The organism is Chryseobacterium sp. FH2 (genome assembly GCF_001045455.1).
In the GTDB taxonomy this organism is placed as follows: domain Bacteria; phylum Bacteroidota; class Bacteroidia; order Flavobacteriales; family Weeksellaceae; genus Chryseobacterium.
Window position 1 is genome coordinate 419,701 of the sequence record NZ_LFNE01000001.1, and the last position, 16,833, is coordinate 436,533.

General features: G+C 34.3%; 17 protein-coding genes. 8 read left to right on the plus strand and 9 right to left on the minus strand.

Annotation, left to right across the window (positions count from 1 at the left end; translation table 11 throughout):
* The first annotated feature begins 9 nt into the window (after window positions 1–9).
* The 4 genes from ACM39_RS02095 (at window position 10) to ACM39_RS02110 (ending at window position 4,795) form a co-directional block, all read left to right on the plus strand.
* A complete protein-coding gene (locus ACM39_RS02095) occupies window positions 10–2,052 on the plus strand; it encodes a hypothetical protein (RefSeq protein ID WP_048509344.1) in 2,043 nt (680 codons plus the stop codon).
* Window positions 2,053–3,279, plus strand: a complete 1,227-nt coding sequence (locus ACM39_RS02100) for a hypothetical protein (protein ID WP_048509345.1) — start codon at window positions 2,053–2,055, stop codon at window positions 3,277–3,279. It abuts the gene before it with no gap.
* A 37-nt stretch (window positions 3,280–3,316) separates the two neighbouring features.
* Window positions 3,317–3,658: a DUF6122 family protein gene (locus tag ACM39_RS02105; RefSeq protein WP_048509346.1), complete on the plus strand. Its 342-nt coding sequence runs from the start codon at window positions 3,317–3,319 to the stop codon at window positions 3,656–3,658.
* Window positions 3,659–3,724: 66 nt separating this feature from the next.
* On the plus strand, window positions 3,725–4,795 hold the full coding sequence (locus ACM39_RS02110) for a calcium:proton antiporter (protein WP_048509347.1): 1,071 nt from the start codon (window positions 3,725–3,727) through the stop codon (window positions 4,793–4,795).
* Between the two features lie 6 nt (window positions 4,796–4,801).
* Here the strand turns inward: ACM39_RS02110 and ACM39_RS02115 are convergent, their stop codons facing one another.
* Window positions 4,802–5,182 carry a group III truncated hemoglobin gene (locus ACM39_RS02115; protein ID WP_048509348.1) on the minus strand — a complete coding sequence of 127 codons (381 nt, stop codon included), beginning with the start codon at window positions 5,180–5,182 and terminating at the stop codon, window positions 4,802–4,804.
* A 231-nt stretch (window positions 5,183–5,413) separates the two neighbouring features.
* Here ACM39_RS02115 and ACM39_RS02120 point away from each other — a divergent pair, with 231 nt between their 5' ends.
* Together ACM39_RS02120 and ACM39_RS02125 are read left to right on the plus strand one after the other, a co-directional pair.
* Window positions 5,414–5,902: a YkgJ family cysteine cluster protein gene (locus ACM39_RS02120; RefSeq protein ID WP_048509349.1), complete on the plus strand. Its 489-nt coding sequence runs from the start codon at window positions 5,414–5,416 to the stop codon at window positions 5,900–5,902.
* A 117-nt stretch (window positions 5,903–6,019) separates the two neighbouring features.
* On the plus strand, window positions 6,020–6,301 hold the full coding sequence (locus ACM39_RS02125) for a hypothetical protein (RefSeq protein WP_131701392.1): 282 nt from the start codon (window positions 6,020–6,022) through the stop codon (window positions 6,299–6,301).
* Window positions 6,302–6,509: 208 nt separating this feature from the next.
* Here the strand turns inward: ACM39_RS02125 and gdhA are convergent, their stop codons facing one another.
* The 3 genes from gdhA to ACM39_RS02140 form a co-directional block, all read right to left on the minus strand.
* Complete coding sequence (gdhA, locus tag ACM39_RS02130) at window positions 6,510–7,868, minus strand: NADP-specific glutamate dehydrogenase (protein WP_048509351.1); 1,359 nt, start codon at window positions 7,866–7,868, stop codon at window positions 6,510–6,512.
* A gap of 190 nt (window positions 7,869–8,058) precedes the next feature.
* Window positions 8,059–9,168 carry a DNA-processing protein DprA gene (dprA, locus tag ACM39_RS02135; RefSeq protein ID WP_048509352.1) on the minus strand — a complete coding sequence of 370 codons (1,110 nt, stop codon included), beginning with the start codon at window positions 9,166–9,168 and terminating at the stop codon, window positions 8,059–8,061.
* A gap of 37 nt (window positions 9,169–9,205) precedes the next feature.
* Complete coding sequence (locus ACM39_RS02140; RefSeq protein ID WP_048509353.1) at window positions 9,206–9,973, minus strand: rhomboid family intramembrane serine protease; 768 nt, start codon at window positions 9,971–9,973, stop codon at window positions 9,206–9,208.
* A 267-nt stretch (window positions 9,974–10,240) separates the two neighbouring features.
* Here ACM39_RS02140 and ACM39_RS02145 point away from each other — a divergent pair, with 267 nt between their 5' ends.
* Window positions 10,241–11,167 carry a DUF3078 domain-containing protein gene (locus ACM39_RS02145; protein WP_048509354.1) on the plus strand — a complete coding sequence of 309 codons (927 nt, stop codon included), beginning with the start codon at window positions 10,241–10,243 and terminating at the stop codon, window positions 11,165–11,167.
* 67 nt (window positions 11,168–11,234) lie between these two features.
* Here ACM39_RS02145 and sufD read toward each other — a convergent pair whose 3' ends face one another.
* The 5 genes from sufD to ACM39_RS02170 all read right to left on the minus strand — a co-directional run bounded on the left by sufD (window position 11,235) and on the right by ACM39_RS02170 (window position 15,692).
* Window positions 11,235–12,542, minus strand: a complete 1,308-nt coding sequence (gene sufD / locus ACM39_RS02150) for a Fe-S cluster assembly protein SufD (protein WP_048509519.1) — start codon at window positions 12,540–12,542, stop codon at window positions 11,235–11,237.
* A gap of 145 nt (window positions 12,543–12,687) precedes the next feature.
* A complete protein-coding gene (gene sufC, locus ACM39_RS02155) occupies window positions 12,688–13,431 on the minus strand; it encodes a Fe-S cluster assembly ATPase SufC (protein ID WP_048509355.1) in 744 nt (247 codons plus the stop codon).
* An 18-nt stretch (window positions 13,432–13,449) separates the two neighbouring features.
* Window positions 13,450–13,644, minus strand: a complete 195-nt coding sequence (locus tag ACM39_RS02160; protein WP_048509356.1) for a hypothetical protein — start codon at window positions 13,642–13,644, stop codon at window positions 13,450–13,452.
* Between the two features lie 192 nt (window positions 13,645–13,836).
* Window positions 13,837–15,285: a Fe-S cluster assembly protein SufB gene (sufB, locus tag ACM39_RS02165; protein ID WP_048509357.1), complete on the minus strand. Its 1,449-nt coding sequence runs from the start codon at window positions 15,283–15,285 to the stop codon at window positions 13,837–13,839.
* Window positions 15,286–15,362: 77 nt separating this feature from the next.
* Window positions 15,363–15,692 (minus strand): HesB/IscA family protein, encoded by a 330-nt coding sequence (locus ACM39_RS02170; protein WP_048509358.1) that lies wholly within the window; start codon window positions 15,690–15,692, stop codon window positions 15,363–15,365.
* A gap of 198 nt (window positions 15,693–15,890) precedes the next feature.
* On the opposite strand from ACM39_RS02170, the gene ACM39_RS18675 reads away from it, so the two are divergent.
* A complete protein-coding gene (locus ACM39_RS18675) occupies window positions 15,891–16,832 on the plus strand; it encodes a GLPGLI family protein (RefSeq protein WP_053073286.1) in 942 nt (313 codons plus the stop codon).
* Window position 16,833: the final 1 nt, after the last annotated feature.

A 16,833-nucleotide genomic window follows, 5' to 3' on the forward strand; every position in this document is an offset into this window, starting at 1 on the left:
TTCTAAACCATGAAATCTATTTTACAAAAGACCCAAACGATTGCCCTTCTACTTTTGGGTTGTATGTTTGTTTTTGCACAACAAAAAATGAGAATTCCCAATGATGTTGCATTTTATATGGAAATCAACGGAAAACAGCTTAATAAAAAAATTAATTGGCAGAAATTCAATCCTTTTTTGCAGGAAGTGGCTAAAAAAGGCAAAGAAAAACCTTCATGGACAGACTATTCTAAAACAGGAATCAAATATGATGCGACTCAATATCATTATGCTACTTTCAACGATTCTGTACAGGTGTATACAGCCCACTTTATTTTAGATAATAGAGAAAAATTTCAGGAATTCATTAATTCCACAAAGAAAAAAGGATTGGAAATTTCTAAGAAAAACAATTATTCTTACATTGATATAGATGATGATATTTTTGTTGCGTGGAACGAAGATCGCGCTATTCTCAGCATGATAAATTATAATAAACATTCTAAAGATATCTGGGAAGACGCCGCCATATCAGATAGTATTGTTGCTGACAGTGCGGCCGTTGCTGTTGACAGCGTTTATACAGAAGAACCGGAAAAACCTTTTGATTATAAAGAAGAGATAGGATATCTGAAAGATGATATTAAATATTTAAAAGAAAGCATACAGAATAATAATGCTGAAATTGCAAGAAAGCAAAAGGATATCAAATATCTGGAAAAACATCATCAATATCCAAAAGAAAAGAAAGATATCAATGCTACAGATAAAGAATATTCCGGCAATAACAGTGAAATTTTGCCACCTCTTAAAGATAAAAGTTTTGAGGATGAGACAGAAGAAGATTTAGCTTATCAAAAAGAATTGGATTCTATAAAGATTGAAAAATTCAAAGTTGTAAAGAAGATTGCAGAGGAGCGGTTTGATATATATTTCAGTTCAAATTTAGAAATAGAACCGACTAAAGGCATGACAGCTTTCCGAGATGTAAATTCCGACGTTTTTGTCTACACGGATTACGGAAGAATCGTTGCAGACGGGATTTATGGCAAAATGATGAAGCATTACGGATTTGGGCAGATTTTCAATAAGGCATACAATTCAACCTCTTCATACAACCTGTATTTTGATAATGATAAGGTAAAACTGGTCAACAGTTATCAGCATAAAGATCCTGAAGTTCAAAAAAGTTTTTCAGAGGTGTATAAAGGCCGGAAAAATAAAAAACTATCATCGCTTATCAATGATAAAAGCATTGGATATTATGTTATCAATGTAGATAGTAGCAAATATTTTGATATTCTCTACAGTATGCTTAAAGACTCCGGAGAAGGTGATTACCAAAAGGAAGTGGAACTGATGATGGAAACCATGAAGATTGTTCTTGATGAAAAAGCCATTGCCAAAGTCGCACGGGGAAACGGAATTTTTGTTTTAAATGAACTGAAATCTAAAACAGTAGAATATACAGACTATGACTACGATGATGATTATAATGAAAAAGAAGTAAAAAAAACAAAAGAAGTAATGGTTCCAAATTTTACTTTTGCTTTTGCAACCGAAAATGAAGGCTATTGGAACCGTGTTTTCAATTTATTGATAACAAACAAAAAAACAGCTAAAAGCTTTACTAAGAATGGAGATTTTTATTCTTTTAAAGATGATAAAGCCAAAGACGGATATTTAGATCAATTATTCTTTACGGTAAAAGACGGATTGGTTTATCTTACAACATCAACAGACAATGTACTGCCTAAAAAACAATCTGAAATTTCCAGACAATGGGCGAAAGATTCATATAAATATCCTATGTCAGGAAGGTTTGATGCACAGAAACTATTAATTGGTCTGGAAAAGGAATTCAACAGTATCTCGGAAAGAAAAATCCTGGATCTATTCAGAAAGAATGTTGGTGAAATGTACTTTAAAACAGAAGTAAAAGGAGAGAGAATAGAAACAGAAATGAATTATAATATTAAAAATTCTTCCGAAAACAGCCTGATGTATTTCTTCGATTTGTTTGACGAAATTTTTAAAATCAAAGAATCTGAAAAAAAACAGCAAATTCTATAAATGAACCGCAAAAAACTTTTTGTCACGGCTGTTTTTCTCATTGCAACAGCTTTCTATTTTGTGTTTTATCATAAAGACAAAACTTTAAAATTTGTTCCGAAAAATGCAGATGTGGTAATTTTGGTTGATGTGAAAAATGTTACGAGACAATACATCTGTGCTCTTGCCTTTCATCCTTCGCAATGGTTTAGAGGTGGAAAAAATAAGATTTCTATAAAAAAATCGGGGTTGAAAATTCCTGATTTTTTGCAGGTGTTTCACATTAAAGATACCAAATTTTCAGATTGGTATAGTATTTTTGAGATTAAAGATAAGCAGGCATTTCTGTCGTTTTTAAAGCAGGAAAAGTTTGTAAACGAAGGTGAAAACCTTTTTCAAAAAGATAATTTTTTTATTAAAATAGAAGGCCAGAACTGTATTGTGGGAACCTCTGCTTCAGCCTTTGAAAATATAAACCGTTTGTTTTTGCAGTTTTCTCAAAGGACGGTTTACAGTGCTGATCAATATATTGATAATACTTCCGGGAGTATTTCTTTCATTTCCGGAGAGAAAATTCAGAATTTTTCTATTGAGCTGAATCATGGTGATATTGAGATAAAAAACAGTTCAAAATCAATTGATTTTACTTCACTTATTGATATGTTAGAGAGAAAAGTCCGGTTTTCGGATATAGAATTAGATGCTAAAAATATAAAAAATTATGCTGGATTTTTTGATAAAAGTATTTCGGATTCTTCTCAAATTAATTATTTCAAATTAACTTCCGATTTAGAGCAGGTAAGCTATACAATCATAACTTACGGCTATGATGATAATTTTAATGAAATTGAAAAAAAGAGCTTTCAGAAAATTATTCAGCCAAATTATAGTATTTCCCTTCAAAGTTCCAATCCCGGCAAAACGTGGGAATATTTCCAACATAAAAAGTGGATTAATGCTCAGAATCAATTTACGATTATCCCGTTTCAGCCCAATAATATCAGCAAAATAAAAGATGGTTTTGAAATTAAATCTATGAGAAAACCAGTTCCGTTGTCTCAAAAACTAAACGAAAATTATATTTTTGTAAGAAATAATGATTCGCTTTTATCTTCATTCAATATTTTAAATGTGGCAGAAAAGAAAATAATTTCTGCTGTTGATTATATTTTTTATGGAAACAGAGGACAGGATTATTATGTGAGAATAAAAGGAAAGAAAGGAGATTTACCTTTGATTTTAAGGTGAAAATTAAAAGTTCTTATAATCTGAAAAGAATAGTTTTATGATTTCCTCCGAAACTGCAATTTGGCTAAAACCATGTATACATTATTTCCTGCATTTGGTTTTTCCTGTTTTTATCGCATTGATTTTTTATCGTGAAAAGTGGCAAAAGGTTTATTTCATTTTTTTGGCAACGATGCTGGTAGATTTAGATCATTTATTTGCCCATCCGATTTTTGATCCCAATAGGGGAAGTGTAGGGTTTCACTTTTTACATTCCTATTATGCAATTGCGGTGTATTTTTTGATGCTATTTTTTAAAGGAAATACTAGGATTGTGGGTATTGGCCTGCTTTTTCATATGTTGACTGATTTACAGGACTTTTATTGCTGGCATTATTAAAAAGCTATTAATATTTTCTTTTGAAATTGTAAAAACCATAGGTTTTTTGTATTTTGTAGTCGCTTTATGAAATTAAAAGAACTTTTACATTATACGTATATTTTTCCTGTCCTGGCGGTAGTTTACTACTTTTCCGGATTGATAGGAGGCGGGGTTGTTTATGATGTTGTTGCCGGAATTTTACTTACCGGTAGCGTATTATCGGCAGTCCATCATGCTGAAGTGGTTGCCCATAAAGTAGGAGAACCTTTTGGAACAATTATTTTAGCTCTTTGTATTACGATTATTGAAGTGGCGTTGATTATCTCACTAATGGTTGCTGGTGGGGATCAGGCAATCACGCTGGCCAGAGATACTATTTTTGCTGCAGTAATGCTTATTTTGAACGGTATTTTAGGCATCTGTATTTTGGTAGGAGGAGTAAAGTATCACGAACAGTTTTTTGCCAGAACATCTGCTACGACATATTTAGTAAGTATTATTTCTATTCTGGTGTTTACGCTGATTCTTCCTAATTTTACCTCAAGTGTTAACGGGCCGTTTTATAATCAGGCCCAATTGGTATTTGTTTCTATTGCCTGTTTGGTAATTTATGGGATATTTCTAATGGTTCAGACCGTACGGCACAGAAGTTACTTCATTGTTCCTGATGAACATCCTGAAGAACATTATATTCCTTCTTTAACAAAAACTCTTATCAGCTTTGTTTTTCTGGTTATCTGTCTGGCTATTGTCGTAATGATGGCAAAAGGTCTTTCTACAACGATTGAAGATATGGTAAGAGGGTTGGGTGCTCCGAAATCTTTGGTTGGAGTAATTATCGCAGCGGTAGTTTTACTTCCTGAAGGCGTGGCGGCAATCAGAGCTGCCAAAAGCAACCAGATACAGTCTAGTCTGAACCTCGCTTTAGGTTCTGCTTTAGCAAGTATTGGATTGACAATTCCAGCGGTTTCTGTGGTTTGTATTACGTATGATATCCCTTTGGTTTTGGGATTGGACAAAAAAGATATCATCTTACTTTCACTTTCAGTATTTATTGTAATGCTTTCTTTAAGCAGGGGAAAAACAAATGTTCTTTACGGAACGGTTCTGCTGGTCAATCTTGCGGCGTATATTTTTACGGTAATTGTTCCGTAGCTGAGATTAAAGTCTTCTTGCTAAATCCATTTTAAAAGCCATCAGTTTGGCAATGTTTTCAGATTTTGAAATGGCCATATCTGCGTTTTCACCTGCGAAGTTTTCTTCAATGGTTATTCGCCACATTTCAAGCCATCTTTCAAAATGTTTTTGTTCCATAGCCTGAATTTCATTGATGGGAAAATGTGCTCCCATTGGATTGCCTTTATACGTCATTTGCCCGAAAAGAATTGTTTCCCAAAAAGAATACATTTTAGGAAGATGCTTGTCCCAATCCACTTTGGCAACATCTTTAAAGAAGAATCCAATAGTCTCATCCTTAACTACTTTAGCATAAAATGAATTGACAAGACGCTCAATGTCTTCTCGTGTTTCCAATTTTTTCATACTCCAAATTTAGCGTAAAATCAATTGAAAAATTCAATCGTGAACTTGATAAATTTCATGAAAACAATATTTTATCTTTGCATGTCGGGTTTCAACATAAACAGAGGGTTTAAGAAAAGGCAAAGGTTTTTAGAATAGAGCCTGTCAAAAGATAAATAACCCTACAGTACCGGATTAGGATAAAATTAATGAATGTAAGGCTGTGGAGATGCCTTAGTGGATTAAAAATAAATGAATTTAGAATCATATAAAAAACAGGCTTTACAAAAGCAGAAAGAACATAGAAAGTTTTTAGACGGATTGAAGAAAAAACCGCCTAAAAATCTTGATTATATGGTGCAGGAAACGCATGATAAGGTTTTTGAAGAAATAGACTGCCTGCAATGCGCAAACTGCTGTAAAACTACGGGACCTCTATATACGGAAAAAGATATTGAGCGTATTGCCAGACATCTTCGTATGAAACCTGCAGATTTTGAGGTTAAATTCCTTCGTGTGGATGAGGATAACGACAAAGTCTTACAGAATCTTCCATGCTTCTTTTTGAATAATGACAATACTTGCTCTATCTATGACGTTCGCCCAAAAGCTTGCAGGGAATACCCCCATACAGACCGGAAAAAGATATATCAGATAAATAATTTAATGATAAAAAATACGGTAATTTGTCCTGCTGCATTCGTATTTGTAGAAAAAATTATGAAGAATTTAGAAAAATAAATTATAATCCTAAATCGTCTTAAAAAATTATAAAGTACGTTAAATAAGAATCTTACATATAATTAAATATAAAATATGCCGTTTAATTTAAACAATCATTTAAAATATTATATTATTATGAAAAAGTTAATTTTAACTGCAGCGTTCTCATTAGTCGGAGTAATCACAGTATCGGCACAGGAAACAACTCAAAAATCTACAGACACCACTAACCAGACAACTCAAAATGAACAGAATCAGTCAGCAACAGATCCGAATGCTGGAGCGACACAAAATACAGCGACAGTAGATGCGTCTGCTTACAGCTCAACAGCTACTGCAGATACAACACTGAATGCTACAGCGCCTCAAGATGCAACGAAAGAAGAGAAGAAGGCGAAGAAAAAAAATAAAAAGTAAGTCCTTTTTTTAAAAAGTAGAAATGGAAATCCTGAAATGTAATGTTTCAGGATTTTTTATAACAGAATAAACTAGTTCCGATATTAAAAAATAAAAAAGCGCTGAATAATCAACGCTTTCTCCTTTCACTTTTTACTTTTTTCCCTATTATTGCCCCGGGAACAGGCTATAACAAAAAAGGCCGGGAATTTTCCCAACCTTTATATTTTTATACTACACCCTGAGCTAACATTGCTTCTGCAACTTTTACGAATCCGGCGATATTTGCGCCTTTTACGTAGTTTACATAGCCATCTTCCTCTTTTCCATAGTCTCTACAAGCTTTATGGATTCCAATCATGATTTCCTTTAATCTTGCATCTACTTCTTCAGATGTCCAGTTTAGACGGATAGAGTTCTGAGTCATTTCCAAGCCTGAGGTAGCTACGCCACCCGCATTAGATGCTTTGCCAGGAGAGAACAATACTTTGTTGTCTAGGAAATAATTGATTGCGTCTAGTGTTGAAGGCATATTTGCTGCTTCAGTTACACAAAGGCAGCCGTTTTCAACCAATGATTTTGCATCTTCCAAATCTAATTCGTTTTGAGTTGCAGAAGGGATGGCAACATCACATTTCACTTCCCAAGGGCGTTTTCCGGCGTGGAATTCCGCAGAAGGATATTTTTTAGCATAATCTTCAGCTCTGTTGTTTCCTGAAGATCTTAATTCTAATAAATAATCAATTTTTTCTCCGTCTATACCGTCTTTATCATAGATATATCCATCCGGTCCGGAAAGAGTCACTACCTTTCCTCCCAGTTCAGACACTTTTTTGATAACTCCCCAAGCTACGTTTCCGAAACCTGAAACTGTTACCGTTTTATCTTTGAAAGTTTGTCCGATAGTTTTTAACATTTGCTCAGCGAAATAAACAACTCCGTATCCTGTAGCTTCAGGACGGATAAGTGAGCCTCCGTAAGCAAGACCTTTACCTGTCAGTACTCCTGTAAACTCATTTCTGATTTTTTTGTATTGTCCGAATAAATATCCGATCTCTCTTGCACCAACACCGATGTCTCCTGCAGGAACGTCTGTCTCAGGACCGATATGCTTACATAATTCTGTCATGAAAGCTTGGCAAAAACGCATTACTTCCATATCAGATTTACCTTGCGGGTCAAAATCTGAACCTCCTTTACCACCACCCATTGGAAGGGTTGTCAGAGAGTTTTTGAATACCTGCTCGAAAGCTAAGAATTTAAGAACCGAAAGGTTCACGGTAGGATGGAAACGGATTCCTCCTTTGTATGGTCCGATTGCAGAGTTCATCTGAATTCTGAAACCTCTGTTTACTTGAATTTCGCCTTTGTCATCAACCCACGGAACTCTGAAAATAATGATTCTCTCAGCTTCAGCCATTCTTTCTAGAAGCTTCATTCCTGTATATTCCTTTTTGGTCATGATAAACGGAATCACAGTGACTGCTACTTCTTTTACTGCTTGTAAAAATTCCGGTTCATTCGGGTTTTTTGCCTCAATTTTTGCAATAAACTCTTGGATTTTCTGGTCAATATTATATTGTTCCATATATTAAGGTTGAATATTATTGTCAACAAATTTAATTTTTTTTTCAAAATTCACAATACCTTATTTAAACATTGCTGAAAATTTAATAATAATGTTTCGAAATATTATTAAATTAATAATTTGTGATTAAATTTTATTAAAAATTAAATGTTATGTCTGAAATAATGCAATATTAAGAAATCGTTAATTCTTAAATTGCTAAAAATTGTCTCCCGGAAAATGATTTTACTTTCCCCAAAAGTTCCAACTCCAAAATTATTGGTAAAATTTTGTGGGAAGGAAGGGCAATTTTATCAGTCAAATCATCTAATGAAATCTGTGGATTGTTAAATATGGATTTATATATTAATTCTTGATTATCAGAAAGTTGTATTGTGTTTTCACTTTGAGGAAATAATTCTTCAATTTTGTCTTTCGGGTTGTTAAATCCAAGTAAATCTGTAAGGTCTTTGATGGTAGAAATTGCTGTTGCCCTGTTCTGGAAAATAAGCTGATTACAGCCTTGGCTATATTTATCTGTTATTTTTCCGGGAAGTGCAAAAACTTCTCTATTATAGCTGTTGGCGAAAGTTGCCGTACTGATAGAACCTCCTCCGAAAGCTGTTTCCACGACAACCGTAGAAGGAGAAATTCCTGCAACAATTCTATTTCTTTGAATGAAATTTTCCCTGTCCGGTTTTTGGGAAGAATTAAATTCAGTGAATAGAGCTCCTTTATTTTGCAGGATTTTTTCAGCCAGCTTTTTATTTTTTGCAGGATATAAAGTGTGAAAACCATGTGCTAAAACTCCAACTGTAGGAATCTGATAATGAACAGACTGCTCATGAACTTCCTTGTCGACTCCTAATGCCAGACCGCTAATTGAAATAAAATCGGAATATTGACTTTCTTCAAAGAAGTCGTAGATAAACTTTTTACCATAGGGGGTGATATTTCGTGTTCCCACAATGCTCACCGTATTCAAAGAATTATTGAAGGTTCCCTTTTGGTATATAATTGCAGGAGCATCATCACATTCTTTAAGCAAGGAAGGAAAATCCCCGAGATGCCTTAAATTGATTTTAATATTATTCTTTTCACAAAAAAATAATTCATTTTCTGCAAATTTTAAATGTTCTGTATTGCCAATATCGAAGACTGTTTTTCTTCCGATTCCATCTACTTTGCTATATTCTTTTTTAGCGTTTTGCCAGACTTGTTTTGCACTTCCAAATGCCCTTACAAGTTTATGGAAATTGATGTCTCCAATGAGATTGCACTCGCGCAAAGCAATTGAGTATAGATATTCTTCAGAATACATTTGTGTTTTGTTTTGAACAAATGTAATAAATAAAGTTTTATTTTCCTCTTAATTCGTCCAAATGATCCCAAATATCATCTCTTTTTTTATAAGGTAATTCTAAGAAATCTTCCGGGTGATTTTCTTTGTATTCCTGCCAAAGTTTATCATCTTTTTCATTGTAATAATTCGGAAATTCCCAGATATATCTCTTCTTTTTTTCGCCGATATTTTTAAAAGCAAAAGCAATAATACTTCCTACAACGGCACCGGAGAGGTGAGCCTGCCAAGAAATTTTACTGGGCTCGTGGAGATTATAAAAAAGCTCTTCGGGAAACATTCCCCAAATCAAACTGCCGTAATATAAAACAACAAGCATCGATATGGTAAGAAGTTTTGTATTCCATTTAAAAACTCCGCTAAAGAATAGGTAAAAGGCTAGAACATAGACCACACCACTGGCACCGATAGTACAGGTGTACATATATTGACCTGTAAGAATATCAACAGGAGGCAAAAGCCAAACTAATAAACCTGTAGCCAGCCATCCTATAATAAATACTTTATTGGCAACGAGAGGATAAAATTGATATAAAAGGAACATCAAAATGGCAATTGGAATAGAATTTCCTATGATATGATCGATATTTCCATGTAAAAGGGGAGAGGTAATCACACCAAGTAAACCTTCTGGTAATAAAGGAATGATTGCCCCAAAGCAACTGCCAAAAAAGCCGTGCATCTGTAAAAAGTATCCGAACCACATTGCAGCAAGCATCAGCAAAGGATAAGTGATAGCTCTTTTGGAAATTACATTTTTAAACATATTTTTATTTATGAGTAATGGAAATCGCAAAACGAAAGCCAATCATAAATTTCGGAAAATTTGGCGATGATTTTTATCTCTTCAATTTTATTTAAGACAAAAGGTAATGATTTTCATCAGGTTTATAGATTTATTCAAAATTTTGACATCGTATTCTATTAAACTGGCTTGTTTTTAGTAGGTTAAAAAAAGTTTAATATTACAAAAGGAGAGGTTTGGGTTAAAGAAAAATTATATTTATACTTTTGTAATGTAAAATATTAATTTATGAAGAAGTTTTTATTGTTTATCTCCATTTCTATGGGGATTTTTGTATATGCACAGGAAAAAATAGAGAAAGATTCTGTAGTTGTAGACACGGTAAAACACTGGTCAGTTTTAGGGAAGAATTCATTAATGATTAATCAGGCAGCTTTTTCTAACTGGGTTGGAGGTGGAGCTAATAATATTGGCTGGCTTGCAGGAGCAAATTACAACATTACATATGAAAAAGGCAAGGATCTTTGGGAAAATATCATTATTCTGGGTTATGGACAAAATAATACAAAAGGTTTGGGAACAAGAAAGACTCAGGATGTATTGAATGTTTCCACAAACTATGGGAGGCAGTTTTCTAAAAGCTGGTATTTTTCTGGAGGTATAGGATTTCAGTCGCAATTTTCTGCCGGATATGAAGACGGAAATAATCCTTCTGCAAAGAAAATTTCAAATTTCATGGCTCCTGGATACTTTAATATTGGTTTGGGGATTACATACAGGCCGAGTGATGATATAAATGTTACGTTACGACCTGTCAACGCCAGATGGACATTTGTTTTGGATAAAGAGCTTCAAACTGCAGGAACGTATGGTTTAAAGGCTGATGGCGATAATTCATTATTGCAGTTCGGTTTCTTGGGAACAGCTTATTACAAGATTAAACTCATGGAAAATGTGCATTTGACTAATACAGCTTCGGTATTTTCAAATTATATTGATCATCCTGAAAGATTAGTTCTCGCCTATGGAGCTATTTTAAATTTGAAAGTAAACAAATTTATCTCTTCAAACATAACGGTGGATGTTTTGTATGATCACAATCAGATTCAGAAAACACAGCTGAAACAGACATTAGGAATTGGTTTTGCCTATACTTTGGATAATGGTGTAAAACGCTCTGACAGAAAGGACAGTCAGTGGTGGCTTAAAAAATAGTTTTTTCCACTTTAAAAATAAAAAGCACTTCAACTTGAAGTGCTTATTTATTATCAATTATATATTGTTAAAACTCTATATCAACTTCTAATTTCTCAGCCAGAAGCTTCGAAATTTTTTCTTTTAAAGGCTCGATGTCAATATTCTGCATTGCATCGTTAGCAAAAGCGTACAACAGTAAAGCCTGGGCTTCTTTTTTAGAAATACCTCTGGCTCTTAAATAGAACAGAGCATCTTCGTTCAGCTGACCAACTGTACAGCCGTGAGAACACTTCACGTCGTCTGCAAAAATCTCCAATTGAGGTTTTGTATCGATAGTTGCTCCTTCGCTTAATAAAACATTGTTATTTTGTTGATAAGCATTCGTCTTCTGAGCAATCTTATCTACAAAAACTTTCCCGTTGAAAACCCCGTGAGAATTTCCACTATAAATGCCTTTGTAATTTTGATAACTTTCACAGTTCGGTTGATTGTGGTGCACTGCCGTATGGTGGTCTACCAATTGATCTTTTCCGATGATTGTGATTCCGTTCATAAATGAATTGATATTTGATCCATTTTGAATAAAATCAAGATTGTTTCTTACCAGTTTTCCTCCGAAAGAAAAAGTGTTCACAGTCGTTAAGCTGTCTTTTTCCTGTTTTGCGAAAGTACTGTCAATCAAATAAGACGTATCGTTATCATTTTGGAGTTTATGCCAATCTGCTTTTGCATTTGGATATGTAAAAATTTCTGTCACGGAATTTGTCAGCACATATGTGCTGTCAAAATTGTGGTGACTCTCAATGATTTCCACTTTTGCTCCTTCTTCTACGATTAATAAATTTCTCGTGTTATAGAAAGTGTTTTCTTCCTGATTTTGAGAAATATAGAAGACGTGTATTGGTTTTTCAATCACTACATTTTTAGGAACCTTCAAAAAGAAGCCGTACTTGCAGTAAGCCTGGTTCAAATTTGTAAAAGCAGAATCCTTAGAAGCGATTGTATTAAAATATTTATCAAAAACATCTTTATGGTTATCATCGTTCAAGGCATAGTTGAAGGATAAAAATTCAACGTTTTCGATAGACACGTTTGATAGTTCTTTGCGAAGTTTACCATTCACAAAAGTGATCCAGTCAAAATTTTCTTCACCAAGATGCAGTTGTTCCAGCTGCTCCTTCGTGATATTGTGACCCTCTTTTGGGAAAAAATTATACCCTTTTTCAGTAATCTCTCTTAGATTGGTATATTTATATTCTTCGTCTTTTTTCGTCGGAAAACCAACGCTTTCGAATCTTTGAAGAGCGGCTTTTCTGTCCTCGTCTAAAAATTTATGACTAAGAGTCTCCAAAAATTTGCTATGGTTTTCTGTAATTTGTTCGTATAAAGCCATTACTGATATTTCGGCCATCACAGCTTATTTATATTTTTAAAATAAAATTGTTTCAATATGTACGGATTTTCCCGTTTTTTACCATTCTTGAATTAAGCTTTCCACTTCACTTCGACTTATTCAGAATGACATGTTTGGTCCCTCGTTAATTAAGGAGCCAATCGTACCCTTTTTCTTCAAGCTCTAAAGCAAGAGACTTATCACCGGTTTTGATGATTTTTCCATTTGCTAAAACATGAACATAGTCAGGTTGAATATAATTAAGCAATCTTTGATAGTGAGTAATCAAAAGAACCGCATTTCCTTCATTTTTAAATGCATTTACACCATCAGCAACGATTCTTAAAGCATCAATGTCTAATCCCGAATCTGTTTCATCAAGAATAGCCAGTTTGGGATTAAGCATCATCATCTGGAAAATCTCGTTTCTTTTCTTTTCACCTCCGGAAAATCCTTCGTTTAATGATCTTGAAAGGAAATCTTTTTTGATTCCTAATTGCTCAGACTTCTCGCGGATCAAGGCAAGCATTTCTTTTGCCGGCATTTCTGTCAATCCATTTGCTTTTCTGTTTTCGTTCAAAGCAGCTTTGATGAAGTTTGTTACAGAAACCCCCGGGATTTCTACCGGATATTGAAAGGAAAGGAAAATTCCTTTGTGAGCTCTTTCCTCCGGAGCATCTTCAATGATGTTGTCTCCACCGAAAATAATTTCTCCGTCTGTTACTTCATAATCTTCTTTCCCTGCGATTACAGATGAAAGAGTAGATTTTCCAGCGCCGTTCGGTCCCATAATAGCATGTACTTCGCCCGGTTTTATTTCAAGATTGATACCTTTTAAAATTTCTGCGCCATCTTCAATTTTGGCGTGCAAGTTTTTTATTTCTAACATTTTTATTTGCTAAACAAATTATTTTTGAATTTTATATACTAAACTTTCAGGCTGATTGGGAACATCATTAAGCTTTCCAATTGAATCAATTCCTGCCTTTTCTAATACTTTAACAGAAGCAATATTATCAGGACGGGCAACTCCGAATATTTCTCCTTTATCAATATTGTTAAATCCTAAGTCTATAATTTCTTTGTAAATTCTTTTCCCCAAGCTTCTGGAGAAAATCGATACCCGAGATTTAATTTTTTTTTATCTCCATACATTTTATAGCTTAGCCCTCCAAAACAACAATGCTTTCTTGATTTTCTTTTGCTATAACAGCCCATCCTCCGAAATTATATTTATCCCAATGTTCAAGCATTTTGTTGAATGTATTCTCTTTCCGTAACTTCCATAATTATGTTATCCAACAGATCCCTCTAATGAAATTTCCAATAATTTTTGAGCCTCAATAGCAAATTCCATTGGAAGCTTATTTAAAACTTCTTTACTGAACCCGTTCACTATCAATGCAATTGCTCTTTCTGTATCAATACCTCTCTGGTTACAATAAAAAATCTGGTCTTCCCCGATTTTTGAAGTTGTTGCTTCGTGTTCCAATTGGGCTGTCGGATCTTTGATTTCAATATAAGGGAAAGTGTGCGCTCCGCATTCGTTACCCATCAGTAAGGAATCACACTGAGAGAAGTTTCTCGCTCCTTTTGCAGTTGGCATTACTTTCACCAAACCTCTGTATGAATTTTGAGATTTTCCGGCAGAAATACCTTTAGAAATAATCGTTGACTTCGTGTTTTTCCCGATGTGGATCATTTTTGTTCCCGTATCTGCATATTGGTGATTGTTTGTCACTGCGATAGAGTAGAACTCTCCGATAGAGCCGTCTCCTTTTAAGATACAGGATGGATATTTCCAGGTTACGGCAGAACCTGTTTCCACTTGTGTCCAAGAGATTTTTGCTTTTCTTTCACAAAGTCCTCTTTTCGTTACAAAGTTGAAAACTCCACCTTTTCCTTCTTCATTTCCCGGATACCAGTTTTGAACTGTTGAATATTTAATTTCGGCATTATCCATCGCGATCAATTCAACAACTGCCGCGTGAAGCTGATTTTCGTCTCTTGACGGAGCTGTACATCCCTCAAGATAAGAAACGTAACTTCCTTCATCAGCAATAACGAGAGTTCTTTCAAACTGCCCTGTTCCTGCCTGATTAATACGGAAATAGGTTGAAAGTTCCATTGGACATCTCACGCCTTTTGGAATATAGCAGAAACTTCCGTCAGAAAATACCGCGGAATTTAATGCTGCATAAAAATTATCACCTCTAGGGACTACTTTCCCGAGATATTTTCTTACTAAATCAGGGTGATTTTTGATAGCTTCAGAAATGGAACAGAAAATAATTCCTTTTTCCATTAAAGTTTCCTGAAAAGTCGTCTTTACAGAAACTGAATCTATTACGATATCTACCGCAACTCCTGAAAGCCTTTTTTGCTCTTCTATATTGATTCCTAATTTTGCAAAAGTTTTTAATAACTCAGGATCTACCTCATCTAAACTTTCTAATTCAGGTTTTGCTTTTGGAGCTGCATAATATTTAATCGCCTGGAAATCCGGTTTTTCATACTTGATGTTTGCCCAAGTAGGTTCTACCATTTTTTTCCAAATCCTGAAAGACTCCAAACGCCATTCTGTCATCCATTCGGGTTCCTCTTTTTTAGCGGAGATCGCACGGACGATGTCTTCATTTAAGCCGGTTGGGAAGTCTTCATAATCAATCTTCGTTTCCCAGCCGAATTCGTATTTTTTATTTTCTAAATCGACTCTTAAGTCGTCTTCAGTATATTTACTCATTTTAATAGATTTTAGATATTAGATTTAGAAGCTAGTTTTCGCGATATGCTATCCTAATCTCTATTTCTAATTTCTAATTATAAAGAAAAACTCTCTCCACAACCACACGTTCTGGATGCATTAGGATTATTAAAAATAAATCCTTTCCCGTTCAAACCTCCTGAATACTCAAGAACTGTTCCTGCCAAATAGAGGATAGACTTTTTATCTACAATAATTTTAATGTCATTGTCTTCAAAAACCTGATCTGTGTCTGTCTTTTCGTTGTCAAACTTCAAAACATATTCTAAACCAGAACATCCCCCGCTTTTTACGCCCACTCTTATATAGTCTTCAAAAGGTTTAAAACCATCTTCTGTCATCAGTTGGATGGCTTTTGCTTTTGCTTGATCTGATACTTTTATCATTGTATTTATTTAGAATGATTTAATCTTGCAAAAATACGAACTAATTTCCGCAATCTCAAATTGATGATGTCTATTTTATCGATTTTACTTATAGACATTCTTGAAGGTGTTAAAAATTATATAAATTATCTTTTGCAAATATGGTGATTCTGTTTTTGATTTAACTTTGAAAAGTATTTTTTATCTATAAGAATAACAATGAGAAATAAATTACTTGCTTTTTTTGCATTATTTTTAATAACAGCAGCAGCTTACGGGCAGACTGTGAGATACGTGTATGAAACTTCTGTCAATCCAGATTCTATTAATCTGGTGAGCCTGAAAAACGAAAAAACGTTTTTGGACGTCAAAGGGAACCAATCTTTGTTTATTAGCGAAAATAGATTGATAAAAGATTCTTTACTTGCTTCTTTTAAACCGGAAGAAAAAAAGGAAAATAAAAAAGGGGAGAAAGATTTTTCAAAATTGGGAGGAAAAAAACATATTGAGCCTACTTTTTTTGAATATTTTATCATTAAAAATATTCCTGAACAAAAAATTTACTATTACGATAAAGTGTTTGATAAGCAAATTTATTATCAGGAAGACAGACCTTTGAAATGGGAAATCACAAATGTTACGGAAAAACAAAATGGTTATTCTGCTCAAAAAGCAGTTGCGAATTTCGGGGGAAGAATCTGGACGGCCTGGTTCACAAAAGATATTAATGTTTCTGACGGCCCATATAAATTTTCAGGGCTTCCGGGGCTGATTGTAAAGCTGGAGGATGACAAAGGAGATTATAAATTTGACCTTGTTAAAAAAATAATAATTAAAAATTCTTTTGAAGAGTCTGTAAGCTCAGATGCGAAATTGAGTACAAGAGTTGATTTTCACGGAGATAAAGCAGCATTGGAGCTTGAAATGAGCAAAAATAAAAAAGCATTTTCAGGAAACGAAAGACAAATGAGCTCTGGTGGTGGTAGACGAGGAGGAGGGATGCATGGTGGCGGAATGGGTGGCGACGGTCATATGGGCGGAAGAAGAGGAATGCCTCCCGGAGGAAATGAAGGGGGAATGGCCCCATCGGTGCCAAATGCAGGCTTAGGAAATGTTTCTTTTCAAAGTTTAGGGAACCAAAATCCAATAGAATTAAAATAAA

Coding starts and splice junctions, on each gene's coding strand:
- ACM39_RS02105 (WP_048509346.1), top strand. CDS start 3,317: ATGATTTCCTCCGAAACTGCAATTTGGCTAAAACCATGTATACATTAT.
- ACM39_RS02095 (WP_048509344.1), top strand. CDS start 10: ATGAAATCTATTTTACAAAAGACCCAAACGATTGCCCTTCTACTTTTG.
- ACM39_RS02125 (WP_131701392.1), top strand. CDS start 6,020: ATGAAAAAGTTAATTTTAACTGCAGCGTTCTCATTAGTCGGAGTAATC.
- dprA (WP_048509352.1), bottom strand. CDS start 9,168: ATGTATTCTGAAGAATATCTATACTCAATTGCTTTGCGCGAGTGCAAT.
- sufC (WP_048509355.1), bottom strand. CDS start 13,431: ATGTTAGAAATAAAAAACTTGCACGCCAAAATTGAAGATGGCGCAGAA.
- ACM39_RS02110 (WP_048509347.1), top strand. CDS start 3,725: ATGAAATTAAAAGAACTTTTACATTATACGTATATTTTTCCTGTCCTG.
- ACM39_RS18675 (WP_053073286.1), top strand. CDS start 15,891: ATGAGAAATAAATTACTTGCTTTTTTTGCATTATTTTTAATAACAGCA.
- sufD (WP_048509519.1), bottom strand. CDS start 12,542: ATGGCTTTATACGAACAAATTACAGAAAACCATAGCAAATTTTTGGAG.
- gdhA (WP_048509351.1), bottom strand. CDS start 7,868: ATGGAACAATATAATATTGACCAGAAAATCCAAGAGTTTATTGCAAAA.
- sufB (WP_048509357.1), bottom strand. CDS start 15,285: ATGAGTAAATATACTGAAGACGACTTAAGAGTCGATTTAGAAAATAAA.
- ACM39_RS02100 (WP_048509345.1), top strand. CDS start 2,053: ATGAACCGCAAAAAACTTTTTGTCACGGCTGTTTTTCTCATTGCAACA.
- ACM39_RS02140 (WP_048509353.1), bottom strand. CDS start 9,973: ATGTTTAAAAATGTAATTTCCAAAAGAGCTATCACTTATCCTTTGCTG.
- ACM39_RS02120 (WP_048509349.1), top strand. CDS start 5,414: ATGAATTTAGAATCATATAAAAAACAGGCTTTACAAAAGCAGAAAGAA.
- ACM39_RS02145 (WP_048509354.1), top strand. CDS start 10,241: ATGAAGAAGTTTTTATTGTTTATCTCCATTTCTATGGGGATTTTTGTA.
- ACM39_RS02115 (WP_048509348.1), bottom strand. CDS start 5,182: ATGAAAAAATTGGAAACACGAGAAGACATTGAGCGTCTTGTCAATTCA.
- ACM39_RS02170 (WP_048509358.1), bottom strand. CDS start 15,692: ATGATAAAAGTATCAGATCAAGCAAAAGCAAAAGCCATCCAACTGATG.